Origin of the sequence: Massilia sp. GER05, assembly GCF_052056005.1 — a bacterium.
Taxonomy (GTDB): Bacteria; Pseudomonadota; Gammaproteobacteria; order Burkholderiales; family Burkholderiaceae_D; genus Telluria; species Telluria orientalis.
Map to the genome: position 1 here is coordinate 2038339 of NZ_CP178858.1, position 16376 is coordinate 2054714.

Annotated in this window: 13 protein-coding genes; 5 read left to right on the forward strand and 8 right to left on the reverse strand. The window is 67.5% G+C overall.

Annotated features, from left to right (window positions below; all coding sequences use genetic code 11):
- Nucleotides 1-108 precede the first annotated feature (108 nt).
- Nucleotides 109-1503 (reverse strand): FAD-containing oxidoreductase, encoded by a 1395-nt coding sequence (locus tag ACL58G_RS09255; RefSeq protein ID WP_440966449.1) that lies wholly within the window; start codon nt 1501-1503, stop codon nt 109-111.
- Nucleotides 1504-1604: 101 nt separating this feature from the next.
- On the reverse strand, nt 1605-2570 hold the full coding sequence (locus ACL58G_RS09260) for a helix-turn-helix transcriptional regulator (protein ID WP_440966450.1): 966 nt from the start codon (nt 2568-2570) through the stop codon (nt 1605-1607).
- Between the two features lie 79 nt (nt 2571-2649).
- Here ACL58G_RS09260 and ACL58G_RS09265 point away from each other — a divergent pair, with 79 nt between their 5' ends.
- From ACL58G_RS09265 to ACL58G_RS09280, 4 genes are all read left to right on the forward strand, one after another.
- On the forward strand, nt 2650-3327 hold the full coding sequence (locus ACL58G_RS09265; protein WP_440966452.1) for an NIPSNAP family protein: 678 nt from the start codon (nt 2650-2652) through the stop codon (nt 3325-3327).
- A gap of 10 nt (nt 3328-3337) precedes the next feature.
- Nucleotides 3338-3802 carry a DUF1579 domain-containing protein gene (locus ACL58G_RS09270; protein ID WP_440966454.1) on the forward strand — a complete coding sequence of 155 codons (465 nt, stop codon included), beginning with the start codon at nt 3338-3340 and terminating at the stop codon, nt 3800-3802.
- Nucleotides 3803-4037: 235 nt separating this feature from the next.
- A complete protein-coding gene (locus ACL58G_RS09275; RefSeq protein WP_440966456.1) occupies nt 4038-5396 on the forward strand; it encodes a GGDEF domain-containing protein in 1359 nt (452 codons plus the stop codon).
- 20 nt (nt 5397-5416) lie between these two features.
- Complete coding sequence (locus ACL58G_RS09280) at nt 5417-6772, forward strand: GGDEF domain-containing protein (protein ID WP_440966458.1); 1356 nt, start codon at nt 5417-5419, stop codon at nt 6770-6772.
- A gap of 14 nt (nt 6773-6786) precedes the next feature.
- On the opposite strand, the gene ACL58G_RS09285 is transcribed toward ACL58G_RS09280, so the two are convergent.
- The 4 genes from ACL58G_RS09285 to ACL58G_RS09300 form a co-directional block, all read right to left on the reverse strand.
- The gene (locus tag ACL58G_RS09285) at nt 6787-7368 is read right to left on the reverse strand and encodes a DJ-1/PfpI family protein (RefSeq protein WP_440966460.1); all 582 of its coding nucleotides are present in this window, start codon (nt 7366-7368) and stop codon (nt 6787-6789) included.
- Nucleotides 7369-7540: 172 nt separating this feature from the next.
- The gene (locus ACL58G_RS09290; protein WP_413382579.1) at nt 7541-9406 is read right to left on the reverse strand and encodes a putative bifunctional diguanylate cyclase/phosphodiesterase; all 1866 of its coding nucleotides are present in this window, start codon (nt 9404-9406) and stop codon (nt 7541-7543) included.
- Nucleotides 9403-9891, reverse strand: coding sequence for a YfiR family protein (locus ACL58G_RS09295; protein ID WP_413382582.1), 489 nt, complete (start codon nt 9889-9891; stop codon nt 9403-9405). The genes ACL58G_RS09290 and ACL58G_RS09295 overlap by 4 nt, the downstream gene beginning before the upstream one ends.
- A gap of 2 nt (nt 9892-9893) precedes the next feature.
- Complete coding sequence (locus ACL58G_RS09300) at nt 9894-11915, reverse strand: TonB-dependent receptor plug domain-containing protein (protein WP_440966461.1); 2022 nt, start codon at nt 11913-11915, stop codon at nt 9894-9896.
- 271 nt (nt 11916-12186) lie between these two features.
- Here ACL58G_RS09300 and ACL58G_RS09305 point away from each other — a divergent pair, with 271 nt between their 5' ends.
- Entirely contained in the window at nt 12187-12633 is a 447-nt protein-coding gene (locus tag ACL58G_RS09305; RefSeq protein WP_413382588.1) for a glycine zipper 2TM domain-containing protein, read from the forward strand.
- Here the strand turns inward: ACL58G_RS09305 and ACL58G_RS09310 are convergent.
- On the reverse strand, nt 12630-13913 hold the full coding sequence (locus ACL58G_RS09310) for a cytochrome P450 (RefSeq protein WP_440966463.1): 1284 nt from the start codon (nt 13911-13913) through the stop codon (nt 12630-12632). The genes ACL58G_RS09305 and ACL58G_RS09310 overlap by 4 nt on opposite strands.
- A 38-nt stretch (nt 13914-13951) precedes the next feature.
- Entirely contained in the window at nt 13952-16237 is a 2286-nt protein-coding gene (locus ACL58G_RS09315; protein WP_440966464.1) for a CHASE domain-containing protein, read from the reverse strand.
- Nucleotides 16238-16376: the final 139 nt, after the last annotated feature.

Sequence of the window (16376 nt, forward strand, 5' to 3'; positions counted from 1 at the left end):
AGCAGCGTCAACATTTTTGAGGCAACTTATGCATGAAAAATGCGACGCCATCTCGGCAGCATACCCATGCCGATATGCGTCAATGGTTCGGCGCAGCGGCGCCGCGCGTCAGCCGGCGCCCGCGTGCGGCGCGTCCAGCTCGCCGGCGATCGTGGGAATCAGCTCGGATACGGTCGGGTGGATCGCCACCACGTGGGTCAGCTGCCGGCAGGTCATCCCGGCGGCCATTGCAGCCAGCACCATGTGCACGGCCTCGTCGCCGCCGGGGCCGAGGATGGCGGCCCCGAGGATCTCGTCCGTCTGCCCATCCGCGATGATCCGCATCGAGCCCTGGGACTCGCCTTTTTCGACGGCGCGTCCCACGCGCGTCATGGGCCGCTTCCCGACGCGTACGGTGCGGCCCTGCGCCAGCGCCTGTTCCTCCGTCATGCCGACGCGTCCAAGGGGCGGATCGATATACAGTGCATAGACGGGGATGCGGTCGTTCACCGAGCGCGACGCGCCGTCCAGCAGGTTGGCGGCGACGATCTCGTAGTCGTTGTAGGCCGTGTGCGTGAAGGCGCCGCGCCCGTTGCAGTCGCCCAGCGCCCAGATGCCCGGGACGTTCGTACGCAACTGCTCGTCGACCTCGATATGGCCGTGCGGACCGGTGCGCACGCCGGCCTTGTCGAGGCCCAGGTCGTCCGTGTTCGGCACGCGGCCCGCCGCCACGAGGATGTGGCTGCCGACGGTCTGTTCCTTGCCGCCATGCGTGATCACCGCGCCGCCTTCCGGATGCGGGCGTACCTGGATGCATTCCGCGTCCAGCTTGAACATGATGCCCTCGGCTTCGAGGATGGCGCGGATCTCGTCCGAGACGTCGCGGTCCTCGCGCGGCATGAGGCGCGCGCCGCGTTCCACCACCGTCACCTGCGAACCGAAACGGCGGAACATCTGCGCGAATTCCAGTCCGATGTAGCTGCCGCCGATGACGACCAGGTGGCGCGGCAGTTCGCGCAGCGTCACCATGTCGCTGCTGCTGAGCCAATCGATGTCGCCGAGTCCTTCGATGTTCGACGCCGAAGCGCGGCCGCCCACGTCGATGAAGATCCTGTCCGCCTCCAGAAGACGGTCGCCTGCCCGCACCGTGCGCGCGCTCTCGAAGCGCGCATGGCCGTGGATCAGCGTGCAGCCGGGCAGCCCGGTGATCCAGCGCTCGAGTCCAGCGCGGCTTTTGCCGACGATGGCGCGGGTCCGGTCGTTCACGGCCGCCATGTCGACCACGGGCGCGCCCGCGATCGTCACGCCGTATTCGCCGGCCCGCGCGGCCAGGCGGGCGACGCGGGCGCTCGCCACCATCGCCTTGGTGGGCGTGCAGCCGACGTTTACACAGGTGCCGCCCACGGCACGGCGTTCGATGACGGCGACGGTCATGCCGGCCGTTCCCAGGCGGTTGGCCAGGGCGGACGCCGCCTGGCCCACGCCGATGATCACTGCGTCGAATCGTTCGGTGACGGCTGGCATGGCTGCTCTCCTTGTCGACGCCGGCGCGGGTGTCCGGCCGGGCGTTCTATTGTAGGACGTTCGGCCGGGCGGCCGGCACTGGCCGGATTGCGGGGGGCGTATCAGCAGCCATACATCTCCGACTGGCACCGCAACCTGGAAACGATCGCTTCCCTGAGCCTGGCCGGCCCCGTCACCTCCACCTCCGGCGCCAGCCGCAGCAACTGCCCGGCCCCATGCTCGACCGACTCGACCGGAATCCGCAACGCGACCCGCCCATCCCGCCACCGCGCCGGCCGCGCGTCCGCCACGGCACGGGCAACGGCGGCATTCAGGTAACGCAGACTCTTGAGCCCGGCCGGCGTCGCCAGCACGTCCGCATGGTCCGTATAAAGCTCGGCCTCGAAGCGCGCGACGGACTCCGCCCAGTAGCGCGCCAGGTCGAACCGCGCCGGCCGTTTTGCGCGCTGCTCCAGCATCGCCGCGCGTTTCACGTTCGAGATCCGGTACGTGCGCGGCTTGCCGTCCGCCGCGGCGACGAGATACCACGCACCCGCCTTCAGCACGAGCCCCAGCGGATGCACGACCCGCTCGACCTCGTCGCGCCAGCTCTCGTAGCTCATGCTCAGTTGCCTCTCCGACCAGAGTGCTTCGGCGACGACCGCCAGGCACGGCACCGCATCCGCCTCGCGATACCAGTCGACCGGGTCGAGGTGAAAGCGCGACTGCATCTTCTGCGCTTCCGAGCGCGACGATTCCGGCAGCGACGTCAGCAACTTGAGTTGCGCGCCCTGCAGCGGCTTGTCGAGGCCGAGGTCGGCTGCGGGGCCAGCCAGGCCGCTGAGGAAGACGACTTGCGCTTCGGCCGGCGTCAGGCCGGTCAGTCGCGTGTTCCAGCCGTCGAGCAGGCGGAAGCCGCCGGTGCGGCCCCGTTCGGCGTAGATCGGCACACCGGCTGCGGTGAGCTGGTCGATGTCGCGGTGCAGCGTGCGCACGGAGATTTCCAGCGCCGCGGCGAGCGCGGCGGCGCTCATGGGGCCGCGTGTCTCAAGCATCATTTGGATGGAAAGCAGGCGGCTGGCGCGCATGGTCGGGCGGAATATATGACATCAGGTGGCAGATATTCTATTCGATACTGCCTGCATTGATACCAACGAGGAGCCCGCCATGCCACCGACACATCCCCAGGTCGTCGAACTGCGCCAGTACACGCTGCACCCGCGAAAGCGCGATGCGCTGATCGAGCTGTTCGACCGTGAATTCGTCGAGTCCCAGGAAGCGGAAGGCATGAGCGTGATGGGCCAGTTCCGCGATCTGGATGATCCGGACCGCTTCGTCTGGCTGCGTGGTTTTGCCGACATGCCGTCGCGTGCACGCGGCCTGCAAGGCTTCTACGGCGGTCCGGTCTGGGCGGCCCATCGCGACGCGGCGAACGCGACCATGATCGATTCCGACGACGTCCTGCTGCTGCGCCCGGCGTGGCACGGCGCCGGTCTCGCGCATGATCCCGCACGCAGGGCAGGGGGCGCGGACGGCTTCGTGGACGTCACCGTGTTCACCCTGAACGATGCCGCGGGCCCGGCACTGCTCGACGTCTGCCGCGAGCGCATGACGTCCGTTCTGCAAAGGGACGGGGCGCTGGCGCAAGGCTGGTATGTCACCGAACCGAGCCCGAACAATTTCCCGCGGCTGCCCGTGCGTGAAGGCGAGCACGTGCTCGTTAGCGTGGCCGTGTTCAAGGAGCCGATCGAACGGAACGTGACGCCGGCCCTGTCGCAGTGGCTCAAACAGCCGCCCCATTCCATGAAACTCGCGCCGACAGTCCGTTCGGCCATCCATGCATAAGGATCCCACCATGAACGATTTCGATTTCCTCGTCGGCCACTGGACAGTCCGCCATCGGCGTCTCAAGGAACGCCTCGTCGGATGCACCGAATGGGAAGAGTTTAGCGGGACATGTTCCCTGCGACCGCTATTGGACGGCCAGGCGAACGTCGACGACAACGTGCTGGAAACGCCGACAGGCACCTATCGTGCGGCCTCGATCCGCGCCTATGATCCGGCGACGGATCAGTGGTCGATCTGGTGGCTCGACAGCCGCCAGCCCCATGACCTGGGCGTCCCGGTCGTGGGCGCGTTCAAGGACGGCACCGGTACCTTCTTTGCCGACGACACCCTGGACGGCAAACCGATCCGCGTACGCTTCCTCTGGACGGACATCACGGCCGCGGGCGCCCGCTGGCAGCAGGCGTTCTCGAAGGATGGCGGCGCGACGTGGGAAACGAATTGGGTCATGAAGTTCGAGCGCGCCGTTTCTTGAACGTTCCGCGCAGCAGGCCGTCCATGCCCCGCCCTTGCCATCATCGCTGCGGGACGCTTCCACCGCCGGCATCGGGCGCCGCGTCGATGTTGAACTTGAAACCCTCCACGACGTCCAATTTGTTCGCCATTCGCACTAACTGATACCGATTGGCAACACTGCTTTTCAGTTTTATTGCGTGCACCTAAATGGTGAGGTATCTTGCTGTATCGCAAGAATCTCTAAGAAACTCACCATGTCGGTGCCCTCCACTGAAACCTCGCTGCAGCCCCTGGTCCGGCTCCTCGGCTATGCCCGCTATGTCTTCGCGGGCTTGCTGCTCATCACGGTCATCCTGCTCGTATGGCAGCGCTATGGCATGGAAAAGGTCGTCGAGTTGACCGGCGATCACGTTCCGCTGTGGGTAGAGGATGACCGGTCGGGCGGTGGCGCTTCCGTGGCCTCGCTCGAGCGCAAAGGGCAGGACCTCATCGTGCACTGCCATATCGCGTCGAAGAGCCCGTGGCCGTACTGTAAGTTGAGTTTCAATTTCCTCAAGGGGGAGAAGGGCATGGACATGTCCCGTTTCGACTTCTTGACCATCGAGGGGCGATATGCCGGGCCGGGGGCGTCGAAATTCGGCCTGGTGCTTGCGGATATCGAAGAAGGGCTGACCCACCTCGACCAGTGGCAAACCTACAAGATCAACCAGATCGATGCGCTCGACCTGCCGCCCGATGGCAAAGTCTTCGTGATACCGATCAAGTGGTTTGGCGTGGCGCAGTGGTGGAAGGACATGGCAAAGCCGACGCTGGCGCATTCCGCGGTCAATGTCGACAACGTCGCGCGCGCGGAATTGATGATCAATGGCGGCGGCAAGGAAGGCGAGCACGTCTTCACCCTGCACGCCCTGCGCCTGCACGGCAAGATGATCAGCCGCGACACGCTGCTGATGTGGATCGTGGCCGCATGGGTATCGTGCGCCGTCGGCTGGCTCGCGATCCTCACGCTGTCGCTGCGCTCGCAACTGCGGGACAGCCGGGCGGCCGTCGCGCTGCTCAGGACGGTCAACAAGGCGCTCGAACTTGAAGCGCGCGACCTGGCCGGGCAGGCGCACATCGATCCGCTCACGGGCGTGCTGAACCGGCAAGGCCTGCGGGCGGCGCTGATGAGCACGTCGAGCCTGCTGGCCGATCCGATGGCCGTGATCTTCATCGACATCGACCACTTCAAATCGATCAACGACACGCATGGCCACGACGTGGGCGACGATGTCCTGCGCAAGTTCGCCAGCGTCATCGCGTCCGGCATCCGTTCGTCCGACCGCCTCGTGCGCTGGGGCGGCGAGGAATTCCTCATCGTCTGCCCGGTGACCAACGTGCACCAGGGACGGACTCTCGCGGAAAACCTGCGCCGTGCGCTGCACCAGCAGGCGTGGCCGGCGGATCTGCATGTCACAGCCTCGTTCGGCGTGGCGCAGCATCACGAGCGCGATGAAGTCGGTGTCGTCATCAAGCACGCCGACGAAGAGCTGTATCGCGCCAAGCAGGGCGGCCGCGACCGCGTTTGCGCCTATGTTCCGGCCGACATGATCGCTAACGCCGCGGCGGCCTGACGTCATAGCGTATAACGATTATGTCCGCGTCCATCGCCTCGCTTCAGCCGTTAGCCCGTATCGTCGGCTATGCCCGTTACGTGTTCGGCGGGCTATTGCTGCTGACGATCGTTCTGCTCACCTGGCAGCGCGTCGGCATGGAGGAGGTGGTTGAGCTGACCGGCGATCATTTCCAGGTCTGGATCGAGGATGATCGCAGCAGCGGCGAAGGCGGCGCTTCGGTCGGGGTGATCGAAAAGAAAGGGCGCGACCTGGTCGTGCATTGTCATGTCGTCCCGAAGTACGGATGGCCATATTGCAAACTCACGTTCAATCTTCTCAAGGGGAATGTGGGTATGGACATGTCAACGTTCGATTACATGACCATTGACGGACACTATTCCGGCACCGGGAACCCGGACTTCAGTATGGCCCTGGCCCAGGTCGAGAAAGGGTTGACGCGGCTCGACCAGTGGGAAACCTTCAAGGTCCACCAGGTCGATAAACTCGATTTGCCGGCCGACGGCGAGTTACGCATTCCGCTCAAATGGTTCGCTGTGGCACCCTGGTGGAAGGATATGGTCAAGCCGTCGATGGAGCACGCGGCCGTCAATGTCGACAATATCGCGCGCGTCGAGTTGCTGATCAGGGGCGACGGCAAGGACGGCGTGCATGTGTTCACGTTGCGCCGACTGCAGTTGCACGGCAAGGTGATCGCCCTGAATACATTGCTGATGGGGCTGGTGAGCGCCTGGGTCCTGTGCGCCGTCGGCTGGCTGGTGGCCGTCACGCTGTCGTTGCGTACGGAATTGAAGGACCGGGAGGCGGCCATCGCCTTGCTCAAGGAGGTCAACAAGGCGCTCGAGCTCGAGGCCCGCGACCTGGCCGGGCAGGCGCACATCGATCCGCTCACGGGCGCGCTGAACCGGCAGGGCCTGCGGGCGGCGCTGATGAGTACGTCGAGCCTGCTGGCGGATCCGATGGCCGTGATCTTCATCGACATCGACCACTTCAAATCGATCAACGACACGCATGGCCACGACGTGGGCGACGATGTCCTGCGCAAGTTTGCCAGCGTCATCGCGTCCGGCATCCGTTCGTCGGACCGCCTCGTGCGCTGGGGCGGCGAGGAATTCCTCATCGTCTGTCCGGTGACCAACGTGCACCAGGGACGGACTCTCGCGGAAAACCTGCGCCGTAGGTTGCACCAGCAGGCGTGGCCGGTTGGCCTGCGCGTCACGGCGTCATTCGGCGTGGCACAGCACCACGAGCGCGATGAAGTCGGTGTCGTCATCAAGCACGCCGACGAAGAGCTGTATCGCGCCAAGCAGGGCGGCCGCGACCGCGTTTGCGCCTATGTTCCCGCCGACATGATCGGGAACGCCGAGGCGGCCTGACGTTACCGCCCGAACTACAGCGTTATGTCGGTCCCGAGCCGCTTGAGGATCTGCGCGATCCATTGCGGATGCGCGGGCCAGGCCGGGGCGGTGACGAGGTTGCCGTCCGTGACGGCCTGGTCGACCGGGATGTCGGCATATTCGCCGCCGGCCAGCTTGACCTCCGGCGCGCAGGCGGGATAGGCCGACACGCGCTTGCCGCGGATGACGTCGGCGGCTGCCAGCAGCTGGGCGCCGTGGCAGACGGCGGCGATCGGCTTGTCGGCGTGCGCAAAGCCCCGCACCAGCGCGATCACCTGCGGATCGAGGCGCAGGTATTCCGGCGCGCGGCCGCCCGCGATGACGAGGGCGTCGTAGTCGTCCGCGCTCGCTTCGGCGAAATCGGCGTTCAGCGCGAACTGGTGGCCGGGCTTTTCCGTGTAGGTCTGGTCACCTTCGAAATCGTGGATCGCGGTCTTGACCTTGTCGCCCTTCTTCTTGCCGGGGCAGACGGCGTGCACCGTGTGGCCTACCGCCAGCAGCGCCTGGAACGGCACCATGGTTTCGTAATCTTCCGCAAAATCGCCGGTCAACAACAGGATCTTTTTCGCTGCCATCGTGTGTTCTCCTTGAAGAGGTTCCCCTGGACTTGCCTCGACAAGATACCATCGTCGCGCGGGCGCCGTAAGGCTTGATGTTCGGCACGGTTTGTTGCCGGAAGCGGATCCGCAACAAGGGAGCTCGCTCCGCGCCCGATCGTGGACGTGCCGGCGCCGGATTGAAAGCGGCTCAGGCCGCCGGCACGCATTCCTCGAGCACGCGCGCACGCAGGGCCGCCAGCGGCAGCGGGCGCGCCAGCAGGTAACCCTGCACGTAGTCGCAGCCCGCCTCGCGCAGCCATTCGAACTGCTCGGGTTCCTCGACGCCCTCGGCGACCACGGTCAGCCTGAAGCCGTGGGCGAGGGCGATCACGGCGCCGGCGATCGTCGTGCCCGACGTGGGCAGCAGGCGGACGAAGCTGCGGTCGATCTTGAGGTGGTTGATCGGGAAGGTCTGCAGGTAGGCGAGCGACGAATAGCCGGTGCCGAAGTCGTCGATCGACAGGCGTACGCCCAGCGCGCGCACGTTGTGCATGAATTCGACGGCGCCGTCCAGGTCTTCCATCAGCATGCTTTCCGTGAGCTCCAGCTCGAGCCGGTCCGCGGGCAGGCCCGTGTGCGCCAGCGTGCTTTCGACGACGCGGATGAAATCCTTGTCGCGCAGCTGGCGCGCGGAGACGTTGACGGCCATGCTGAGCCACGTGCCGGTCTGGCGGTACAGCGCGACGGCGTCGCGGCAGGCGCGGTCCAGCACCCACTTGCCGACTTCGACGATCAGGCCGCTTTCCTCGGCGATGGGGATGAATTCCGCCGGCGAGATATAACCCTGATCCGGATGCGGCCAGCGCAGCAGCGCTTCCACGCCGACCATCTTGCGCGAGCCGCAGGCGTATTGCGGCTGGTAGCACAGTTCCAGCAGGCCGGCCTCGAGGTGGCGCCGCAGGTCGCGTTCCAGGCGCGCGCGCCGCTGCGTGGCGAGGATCATGTCGCGCTCGAACAGGACCACGTTGTCGCGGCCCTTGCCCTTGGCGCGGTACAGGGCGGCGTCGGCGTTGCTGAGCAGTTCGCTCATCGTGTGCGCGTCGTCCGGGAACACGCAGGCGCCGATGCTGGCGGTGGGCATCACTTCGATCCCCTCGACCTGCAGCGGCTGGCGCAGCGCGGCCACGATGCGCTGGCCCGCGCGTTCCAGCTCGGCCGCATCGTCGAGCGGGGCGACGATGACGGCGAATTCGTCGCCGCCGATGCGGCCGATGCGGTCGCTGGGGCGCGCCGTCGCGCGTAGCCGGCTTGCCACCTGTTGCAGCAGGCGGTCGCCGGCGGCGTGGCCGGCGGTGTCGTTGACGACCTTGAAGTTGTCGAGGTCGATCAAGAGCAGGCCGATGCGGCCGCCGCCCTCGGTGCGCATGGCGATTTCGAGCTCCAGCGCTTCGTAGGTGCAGCGGCGGTTCGGCAGGTCGGTCACGGTGTCCGTGTAGGCCAGGTGCTTCAGCTGCGATTCGGCGCGGCGCATGCGGGCCTTGGTGCGGCGCGTGAGCATGGACGTCGTCACCAGCGCGCCCAGCGAGGCCAGGGCCAGCAGGGCGCCGTAGCGCAGCAGGCCGTTGCGGATGCCGACCGTGTCGGCCGTCAGTACGACCCGGCCCAGCGCCATGCCGCGGTAGCGGACGGGCCGCGCCACCGAGAGCGGCGTGAACAGCGTCCAGTCGCGCAGCAGCGACGGCGTATCGTCGACGGCACCGTTGCGGTAGGCGGCGAATTCGACGTCCTGGCGGTCGTACACCGTGGCGGCGGCGAGGAACGACGAGTGGCGGAACGAACGCAGCATCTCGTGCGCCGCGTCCTGGTCGTGGAACATCAATGTGGCCGCAACGTTGTCGGCGATGATCGCGGCCTGCACGGTGAGGTCGTCGGTGAGGTTGCGGCGCAGCGCGACGAACTGGTAAGCGAGCAGGATGCAGCAGGCCACGCCGAGCGCGGCGGCCGCGGCCAGCAGCTGGCCCATGCCGAGCATGCGGCTCAGTTCTCCGGGGCGGCGTGCCGTCGTCGGGTTCATAACACGTTCCTCGCCAGGCGCAGCAGGTGGGAAGAAAAGCGCAGGCCGCTCTTCGCCGCTTCCTGCGTGTCGATGTCGAAGCGGATGTGTTCATCGTCCTCGACGAGCGTGATGGCGGCCTTGCCGCCGGCGCCGTCGCGCACGACGAGCACGCCCGCCGCCAACGCGGCCGGCCGCTCCATCGAGCGCGCCAGCACGGCGATGTCGCAGTGCGCGGCTTTCGGATGCGCCAGGTCCGTCACGGTCCAGGGGCGGTCGTTGACCGGCTTGCCGTTCAGGGCGCTCAGCGCGGACCACAGCGGATTGTCCGGATTCACGCACACGAACAGCGGCCCCTTGGCGGCGGCATCCGGCCAGGTCGTGAACATTGCGAAGTTGAAGATGTACGCCGCCTTCATGTCCTTGCCCTCGACCTGGGCGCGGCAGACGCCGGCCGCCAGGCCCAGGCCGGTTGCAATCGCCAGGATAGCGAGGGCGCGGATCATCGTCAGAACCGCCAGTCGAGTTTCGCGGCCAGCGTGCGGCCTTCGCGCGCGAGCGCGGTCTGCACGAAGGCGGGGCCGGCCACGTCGGCATAGCGCTTGCCGGTGGCGTTGTAGGCGCTGAGCGACAGCTCGGTGCGCGGCAGCAGCCGCAGCGCGGAGAGCGTGACGTTGGCGACGCAGTAGCCGCCGGCCGCGCCCTGGTCGGCCAGGCGCTTGCCGCTGCACTGCAGCTCGGCGCCGACGCGGCCGCCGCGCCAGCCCAGCGGCGCCGTGAGGTTGGCCTTGGCCAGGTGGCGCGGCGAATCGATCAGGGGCACGTCGCGGGTGCCGCGCGCCAGCTGCCAGGAATAGCTGGCGCGCAGGCGTACGGCGCCGAAGTCGCGGTCGAGCGCGGCTTCCAGGCCGCGGGCATCGGCATGGTCGATGTTGCGGAAGATGAGCATGCCCGTGCCCGGCTCGACCTGCTGGCTGATCAGGTCGTCCACCGCGTAGCGGAACAGGGACAGCGTGGCGTGGCCGCCGCCTGCCAGGACGTGTTCCAGCACCAGCTCGCGCGTCGCGATCTTTTCCGGGCGCAGGTTCGGGTTGGGGAGCAGGCCGCCCGCCATCTCCGGCAGCGCGTAATACATCTCGTAGGCGTTGGCCGCGCGGAAGGCGCTGCCCGCGATCAGCTTGACGGTGTCGGACGGCGTCGCCTTGTACACGACGGCCACGCGCGGGCTGAAGCGATGCATGTCCGGGTCTTCGCGGTCGTCGTAGCGCACGCCGGCGTTGACGAGGAAGCCGGCCGGCAGGCGGATCTCGTCTTCCACGAACACGGCGCGGCGCATCGCATCGCGGTGGTCCTGCAGCAGCAATTCGTAGGGCTGCTGGTTGTAGTTGTACTGGTCGCGGTGCGCGTCGCGTCCCAGCTCGGCGCCGATCACGATCTTCTGGCCCGGCAGGTTCGTCAGCGTCGCGTGCGCGCTGGCTTCGTACCAGCGCGCGTGGGCGCCGTCGACGTTCTGGCGGACCACGCCCTCGATGTCCGGATACCAGCCTGGCCCCTCGTAATCGGCCTGGCCCGACTGCAGCTGGACCGCCAGCGCCAGCGCGGGCGCGAGCTGGCGGTTCCACGCGAGGCCGAGGATCGTCTGCGTGTCGCGGGTCTGGTTCGGCGTATTGAACACGGCGCCGAAGGATCCCGTCGGGATCCCCTTGGTGCGCGCGACGTGGCTGGCCGTGAGCGTCACGCCACCAAAGCTGCCCTTGGCGAGGAAGTTCTGGGCGCGGTCCCAGTCGAGGTGGCGGGCGATGCCGTTGTTGGTCTCGGGGGCGTCGAACTCCGGGTAATACAGGTCGCGGCCCGCGCGGTTGAAGGCGCTGGCGGACAGCAGCAGGTCGGCGCCGTTCTGGCCGTGCCAGCCGTAGCTGGTGCGGGCCTTGCGCTCGCCCTGGCCGGCCGCCGTGACGGCGCCCTGGACGCCGGACAGGCCGCTGCCGTCGCGCGTGACGACGTTGATCACGCCGAACAGCGCGTTCGAGCCATACACGGCCGAGCCGGGACCGGGCACGAATTCGATGCGCTTGACCATGTCCATGTCGACCAGGCCCTCGGTGCCGATGAGGGCCTGGTCGTACACGGCGTCGTTGATGCGCATGCCGTCGACCAGCAGCAGGAAGCGGCTGTTGTAGTCGCCCGGACGCAGGAAGCCGCGCGCGCCCAGGTACGTGTAGTTGCGGTCGCCCGTCACGTACAGGCCGGGCAGCGTGGCCAGCGCGTCGGCCAGTGTGCGCCAGCCATGGTCGCGGATGTCGGAGGCGGTGAGCACGACCGCGGACGACGGTGCGTCGCTGATCGGCTGGGCGAATTTCGATGCGGCCGTGACGACCCGCATCTGCATCAGTTCCTCGAGGGGGATCGTACTCAGCGAACGGATGTCGCCGGTCTCCATGTCGGCGCCGGCGAGTGCGACGGTGGGCCAGGCCAGCACGGCGGTGCAGACGATGACGGACAGGGTGCGTGACGACATGGACGTGGACATGGGATGACAAAGGCCTGCGGTAACAGCCCGTCTTCTGTAAATTGTTTCAAATAATCACATGTCAGTACTATAGAGAAACTTTCGCGGCGTGGCACCGAAAAGTTGCATCGAAAAGACAGAATAACGCATTTATGGCAAGCATCATTCCATATTGCACCAAAAATGGGCGGTTACACTCACTTGCAATTGATACTGTTTCACTCTTTCCACATTGGCGCATGACCGTTACTCTGTACACATATTTGTTACAACGATATGTAAGGGGAACACCATGCAAGCATTTGCTATCCGTCACACCGCCCGTGCCGCCCTCGTCGCCGCGGTCCTCGCCGCGCCATTTGCAGCCCAGGCCGCACCCGACCACCATCCGCGCGCCGAAGCGCAATGCCGCAACTGCGCGACGGTCGTCTCGAACCATACGTACAAACGTGAACCCGAGCGCGCCAGCGGCGTCGGCGGCGTGGGCGGTGCGGTCGTCGGCGGCCTGCTGGGCAACCAGGTAGGCAGCGGCCGCGGCCGCACCCTGGCCACGGTGGCGGGCGCGGTGGGCGGCGCCTATGCCGGCAACCGCATCGAGCGCAACATGAAGGCGGAAACCTATACGGACGTGCGCGTGAAGATGGCGGCCGGCGGGTACCGTACCTTCACGGAGAAGGGCGTGCCGCGGTTCCGCAATGGGGAGCGCGTGCGCGTGCTGGATGGGCGCCTGGTCCGTTAATCGGCGGGCCGCACGTTCTTGATCACGAACCCGCTCGCCGGCAACGTCGGAATCCTGCGCATGCCGACCGTCAGGTCCTGCGGCGGCACGTCGTAGGCGATCTCGCTGGCGAACAACTGCAGCGCCGACTTCACCAGGTCGCCCGTCACGAATTCGCCCGGGCAGCGGTGGCCCGAGTAATGGTCGCCGCCGCCGTGCGGTACGAAATCGAAACCGCTGCTCTGCCGGCGGTCGAAGCGCTCCGGCCGGAACACCTCGGGGTCGCCCCAGATCGCGGGGTGGTGGTTCGTGCCGTACAGGTCGAACAACACCCACGTCCCCTTTTTCACATGCATCCCGTGCCAGTCGAAGGCGTGCAGGGCGCGGCCGCCCATCGCCGGGATGAACGGGTAGTAGCGCCGCACTTCCTGCATGAACCACGTCGTGTACGCGTCGTCGCCCGCCGCGATGCGCGCGCGTGATTCCGGATGGTCGTGCAGCGCCAGCAGGCCGAACACGATGTAGCGCGCCACGGCCACCGTCGGGCGCAGCAGGTTGATGAGTTCCACGCCCGCGTGCTTGCGGTGCATGGGTTCCCCATCGGCGTCGCGGTGGCGTGCGATCACGTTCAGCGGACTGTCGAACGCCGGCTGGACCTGGCCGGCGCGCACGGCGTCGACGAGGGCGCGGGCCCATTGCTCGGTGCGGGCACGCGCGAGGTGGCCGCGCCAGTTGCGCGGGCCGGCCGAACCGGCGCCCGCGATCATCCGCGCGAATTCGCGCGTGCGCTCGCGCGCGTCCTCCGCGCTGACCGGAATCCCGGCCCAGCGGCACACGGCGCGGCACAGCACTTCCTGCGCGGCCTCGTGCACGACGACCTGCGCGTTGCCCGTCCACTGCGCGAAGCGCGTGCGCCATTCCGCCGCGGCCAGGCCGACGAGGCGCTGCCGCTCCAGGGGGCTGAACAACGACATCAGCATGGCCTTGCGCTTCTTGTGCGCCTCGCCGTCCAGCGCCATCACGCTGCCGAAGTCCTGCAGCAGGGCCATCGTCGTCGCCGGCAGCGCGTGGCGGCGCGTGAAGCGGCCGGGTTGATAAAACATGCGGCCCGCGTCCTCGCCGCGCACGCACAGCACGCGCCGCAGCATCAGGCGGGTCGCGAACATGTCGCTGTCCAGCGCGGCGTAACGGCGCGGCATGAACTCGTAGCCTTGCGCCAGAAAGGCGATCGAGTTGTCGAAACCCGCGGCGCGCGGTGCGGCGTCGAGGGCGTCGGCATGGTGGTGGTCGGTATTGCTCAAAACTTCTCCTGCGGTGGTGATACCGGATACCCGGTGCGTCAGTGCGGCACGGGCACGAAGGCGGGGTCGGGCGTGTCCTGCAGCGCGCGCGGCAGGTAGATCGTCACGGTCGTGCCTTCTCCTTCCCGGCTCGCCAGCCGGATATGGCCGCCGCTCTGCTTGACGAAGCCGTGCGCCATCGACAGGCCCAGGCCCGTGCCCTTGCCCTCGGGCTTGGTCGTGAAGAACGGTTCGAACGCCCGTTCGATCACGTCGGGCGGCATGCCGCTGCCGGTGTCGCTGACGGCGATCGTGACGAACTCGCCGGGACGGATGCCGGGGTAGGCCAGCTGGTCGGCCGGATCGACCGTGATGTTGGACAGCGTGATGGTGACGGTGCCGCCGCCCTCCATCGCGTCGCGCGCGTTGATCACGAGGTTCAGCAGCACGTTTTCCAGCTGGTTCGGGTCGACGAGGACGTTCCACAGGTCGGGCGGGATGGTCAACCGGATCGCGACGCTGTCGCCGACGGCGCGGTGCAGCAGCGCGTCCATGCGTTCGATGAGCTGGGCCAGGTTGACGACGCTCGGGTGCAGCGGCTGGCGCCGCGCGAAGGCGAGCAGTTGGGCGGCCAGCTTCTTGCCCCGTTCGACGGCGTCGAGGATGTTCAGCAGGCGCTTGCGGCCGTTGTCGTCGCTGCGCAGCATCAGCTGGACGTTGGCGCTGATGATGTGCAGGATGTTGTTGAAGTCGTGCGCCACGCCGCCGGTCAGCTTGCCGACGGCTTCCAGCTTCTGCGAGCGCAGCAGCGCGGCGCGCGCTTCCTCCAGGCCTTGCTGGCGCTGCCGCTCGCGCTCCGCCGTTTCCTTGCGCGGGCGGATGTCGCGCACGAACGCCGTGATGCCGTAGCCGTGCTTCGTCGCCAGCGGCGTCATCGCAACCTCCACCGGGATCGCGTGGCCGTCGCGCGTCAGCGCCGTCGTTTCCGTCGGGCCCGTCAGCATCGCGCAGGTGCCGCTCTGGGCGAACTGCACCAGGCAGTCCCGCCACGCCGCGCGCCCGGACGCCGGGACCAGGAGGTCGAGCACGTCGTGCCCCACCGCTTCGTCCTCGCGCCAGCCGAACAGTTTGCAGGCCTGCAGGTTCCAGTCCGTGATGCGGCCGTCGGGTGCGATGGCGATGAAGGCGTCGTACGCCGTCTGCAGGATCAGGCGCACGCGCTCGCGTTCGGCGTCGATGCGGTCGCGCGAGGCGCGCAGTTCCACCGTCATCCCCTGTGCCAGCTGCAGCGCGCGGCGGCGTTCGGAGGCCAGCAGCCAGACGACGAGCGCCAGCAGCACGCCCAGGCCGATGCCCGTCAGCGCGATCGCGACGGTCGTGCGGCGCTCCAGCGATGCCTCGAAACGGGGCATCGAGTGGATGGCGACGGTCCATGTGCGGCCGGCGCTGTCGACCGTCGTCTGGTAGCTCAGCAGCGGCTTGCGGCCGGCGGGGCCGGCGCCGGACGACCGGTAGAGCAGGGCGTCCGCGGTGGGCGCCAGGCCATCGTAGATCTCGACGAGCAGATCGTCCGCGTGCTCGCCCCCCAGGCCGCGCATCAGGTCGTTCATCCGGAACGGCGCGTACACCCAGCCGATGATGGCAGCGCGCCGGGCGTCGAGCGAGTCGTGCACGAGGCCGGCCTCGTACACCGGCATGTACATCAGGAAGCCGGGCTGGCCGCCGTTGCCGCCTTCCTGCACCAGCACGACCTTGCCGGTGGCGGCCGCATGGCCGGTATCGCGCGCCTGCTCCATCGCCGCGCGCCGCACCGGCTCGCTGAACATGTCGTAGCCGAACGCGCGCAAATTGCGTCCCGAGAACGGTTCGATGCGCGTGATCGACGTGATCACGGGGCGCGGCCCGGGCGGCTTGATCGCATAGTCGCGAAAGCCTTCGGCGCGCATCGCGGCGACGTGCGCGTCGAGCCGGCCGGGCGGGACGATCGCGGCGATGCCCAGCGCCTCGATGCCGGGGAAGTGTTCGTTCAGGCGCAGCAGGTCGTAGTACTCGGCGAATGCACCGCGGTCGATCTCGACCGAGCCGCGCAGGAAGCCGCTCGTGGCCAGCAGCACTTCCTCGTAGACGTCCATGCGCCGGTCGATGCTGGCCGCCATGTCGCGTGCGCGGAAATTGAAATTGCCGGCCAGTTCGGCCGCCGCGGTCCGCTGCGCATTGCCGGCCACCATATAGGTCACGATCAGCGCGGCGAGAAACGCGAGCGCGGCCAGGAGCAGGGGAAGGTGGACCGGGCTGCGCGGCGACGGGCGGGTGGCTGGAACGGGCGATGGGTCTGGACGCGGCATGAATGCAGTACGCTGTACTCGACAAGGGAAAAGGTGGCAATGGTCCATTGCCGGCAGGGCAAGCGTGCCGTCATGACAGGATACGCGGGTGCCCACGAAATCGGCGCACAACAGGGCGCGTATCGTCCGGCTACAATGA

What these genes read in the sequence shown, in the direction of transcription:
- ACL58G_RS09255 (WP_440966449.1), bottom strand. Translation starts at nt 1,503, where the DNA reads ATGCCAGCCGTCACCGAACGATTCGACGCAGTGATCATCGGCGTGGGC.
- ACL58G_RS09260 (WP_440966450.1), bottom strand. Translation starts at nt 2,570, where the DNA reads ATGCGCGCCAGCCGCCTGCTTTCCATCCAAATGATGCTTGAGACACGC.
- ACL58G_RS09265 (WP_440966452.1), top strand. Translation starts at nt 2,650, where the DNA reads ATGCCACCGACACATCCCCAGGTCGTCGAACTGCGCCAGTACACGCTG.
- ACL58G_RS09270 (WP_440966454.1), top strand. Translation starts at nt 3,338, where the DNA reads ATGAACGATTTCGATTTCCTCGTCGGCCACTGGACAGTCCGCCATCGG.
- ACL58G_RS09275 (WP_440966456.1), top strand. Translation starts at nt 4,038, where the DNA reads ATGTCGGTGCCCTCCACTGAAACCTCGCTGCAGCCCCTGGTCCGGCTC.
- ACL58G_RS09280 (WP_440966458.1), top strand. Translation starts at nt 5,417, where the DNA reads ATGTCCGCGTCCATCGCCTCGCTTCAGCCGTTAGCCCGTATCGTCGGC.
- ACL58G_RS09285 (WP_440966460.1), bottom strand. Translation starts at nt 7,368, where the DNA reads ATGGCAGCGAAAAAGATCCTGTTGTTGACCGGCGATTTTGCGGAAGAT.
- ACL58G_RS09290 (WP_413382579.1), bottom strand. Translation starts at nt 9,406, where the DNA reads ATGAACCCGACGACGGCACGCCGCCCCGGAGAACTGAGCCGCATGCTC.
- ACL58G_RS09295 (WP_413382582.1), bottom strand. Translation starts at nt 9,891, where the DNA reads ATGATCCGCGCCCTCGCTATCCTGGCGATTGCAACCGGCCTGGGCCTG.
- ACL58G_RS09300 (WP_440966461.1), bottom strand. Translation starts at nt 11,915, where the DNA reads ATGTCCACGTCCATGTCGTCACGCACCCTGTCCGTCATCGTCTGCACC.
- ACL58G_RS09305 (WP_413382588.1), top strand. Translation starts at nt 12,187, where the DNA reads ATGCAAGCATTTGCTATCCGTCACACCGCCCGTGCCGCCCTCGTCGCC.
- ACL58G_RS09315 (WP_440966464.1), bottom strand. Translation starts at nt 16,237, where the DNA reads ATGCCGCGTCCAGACCCATCGCCCGTTCCAGCCACCCGCCCGTCGCCG.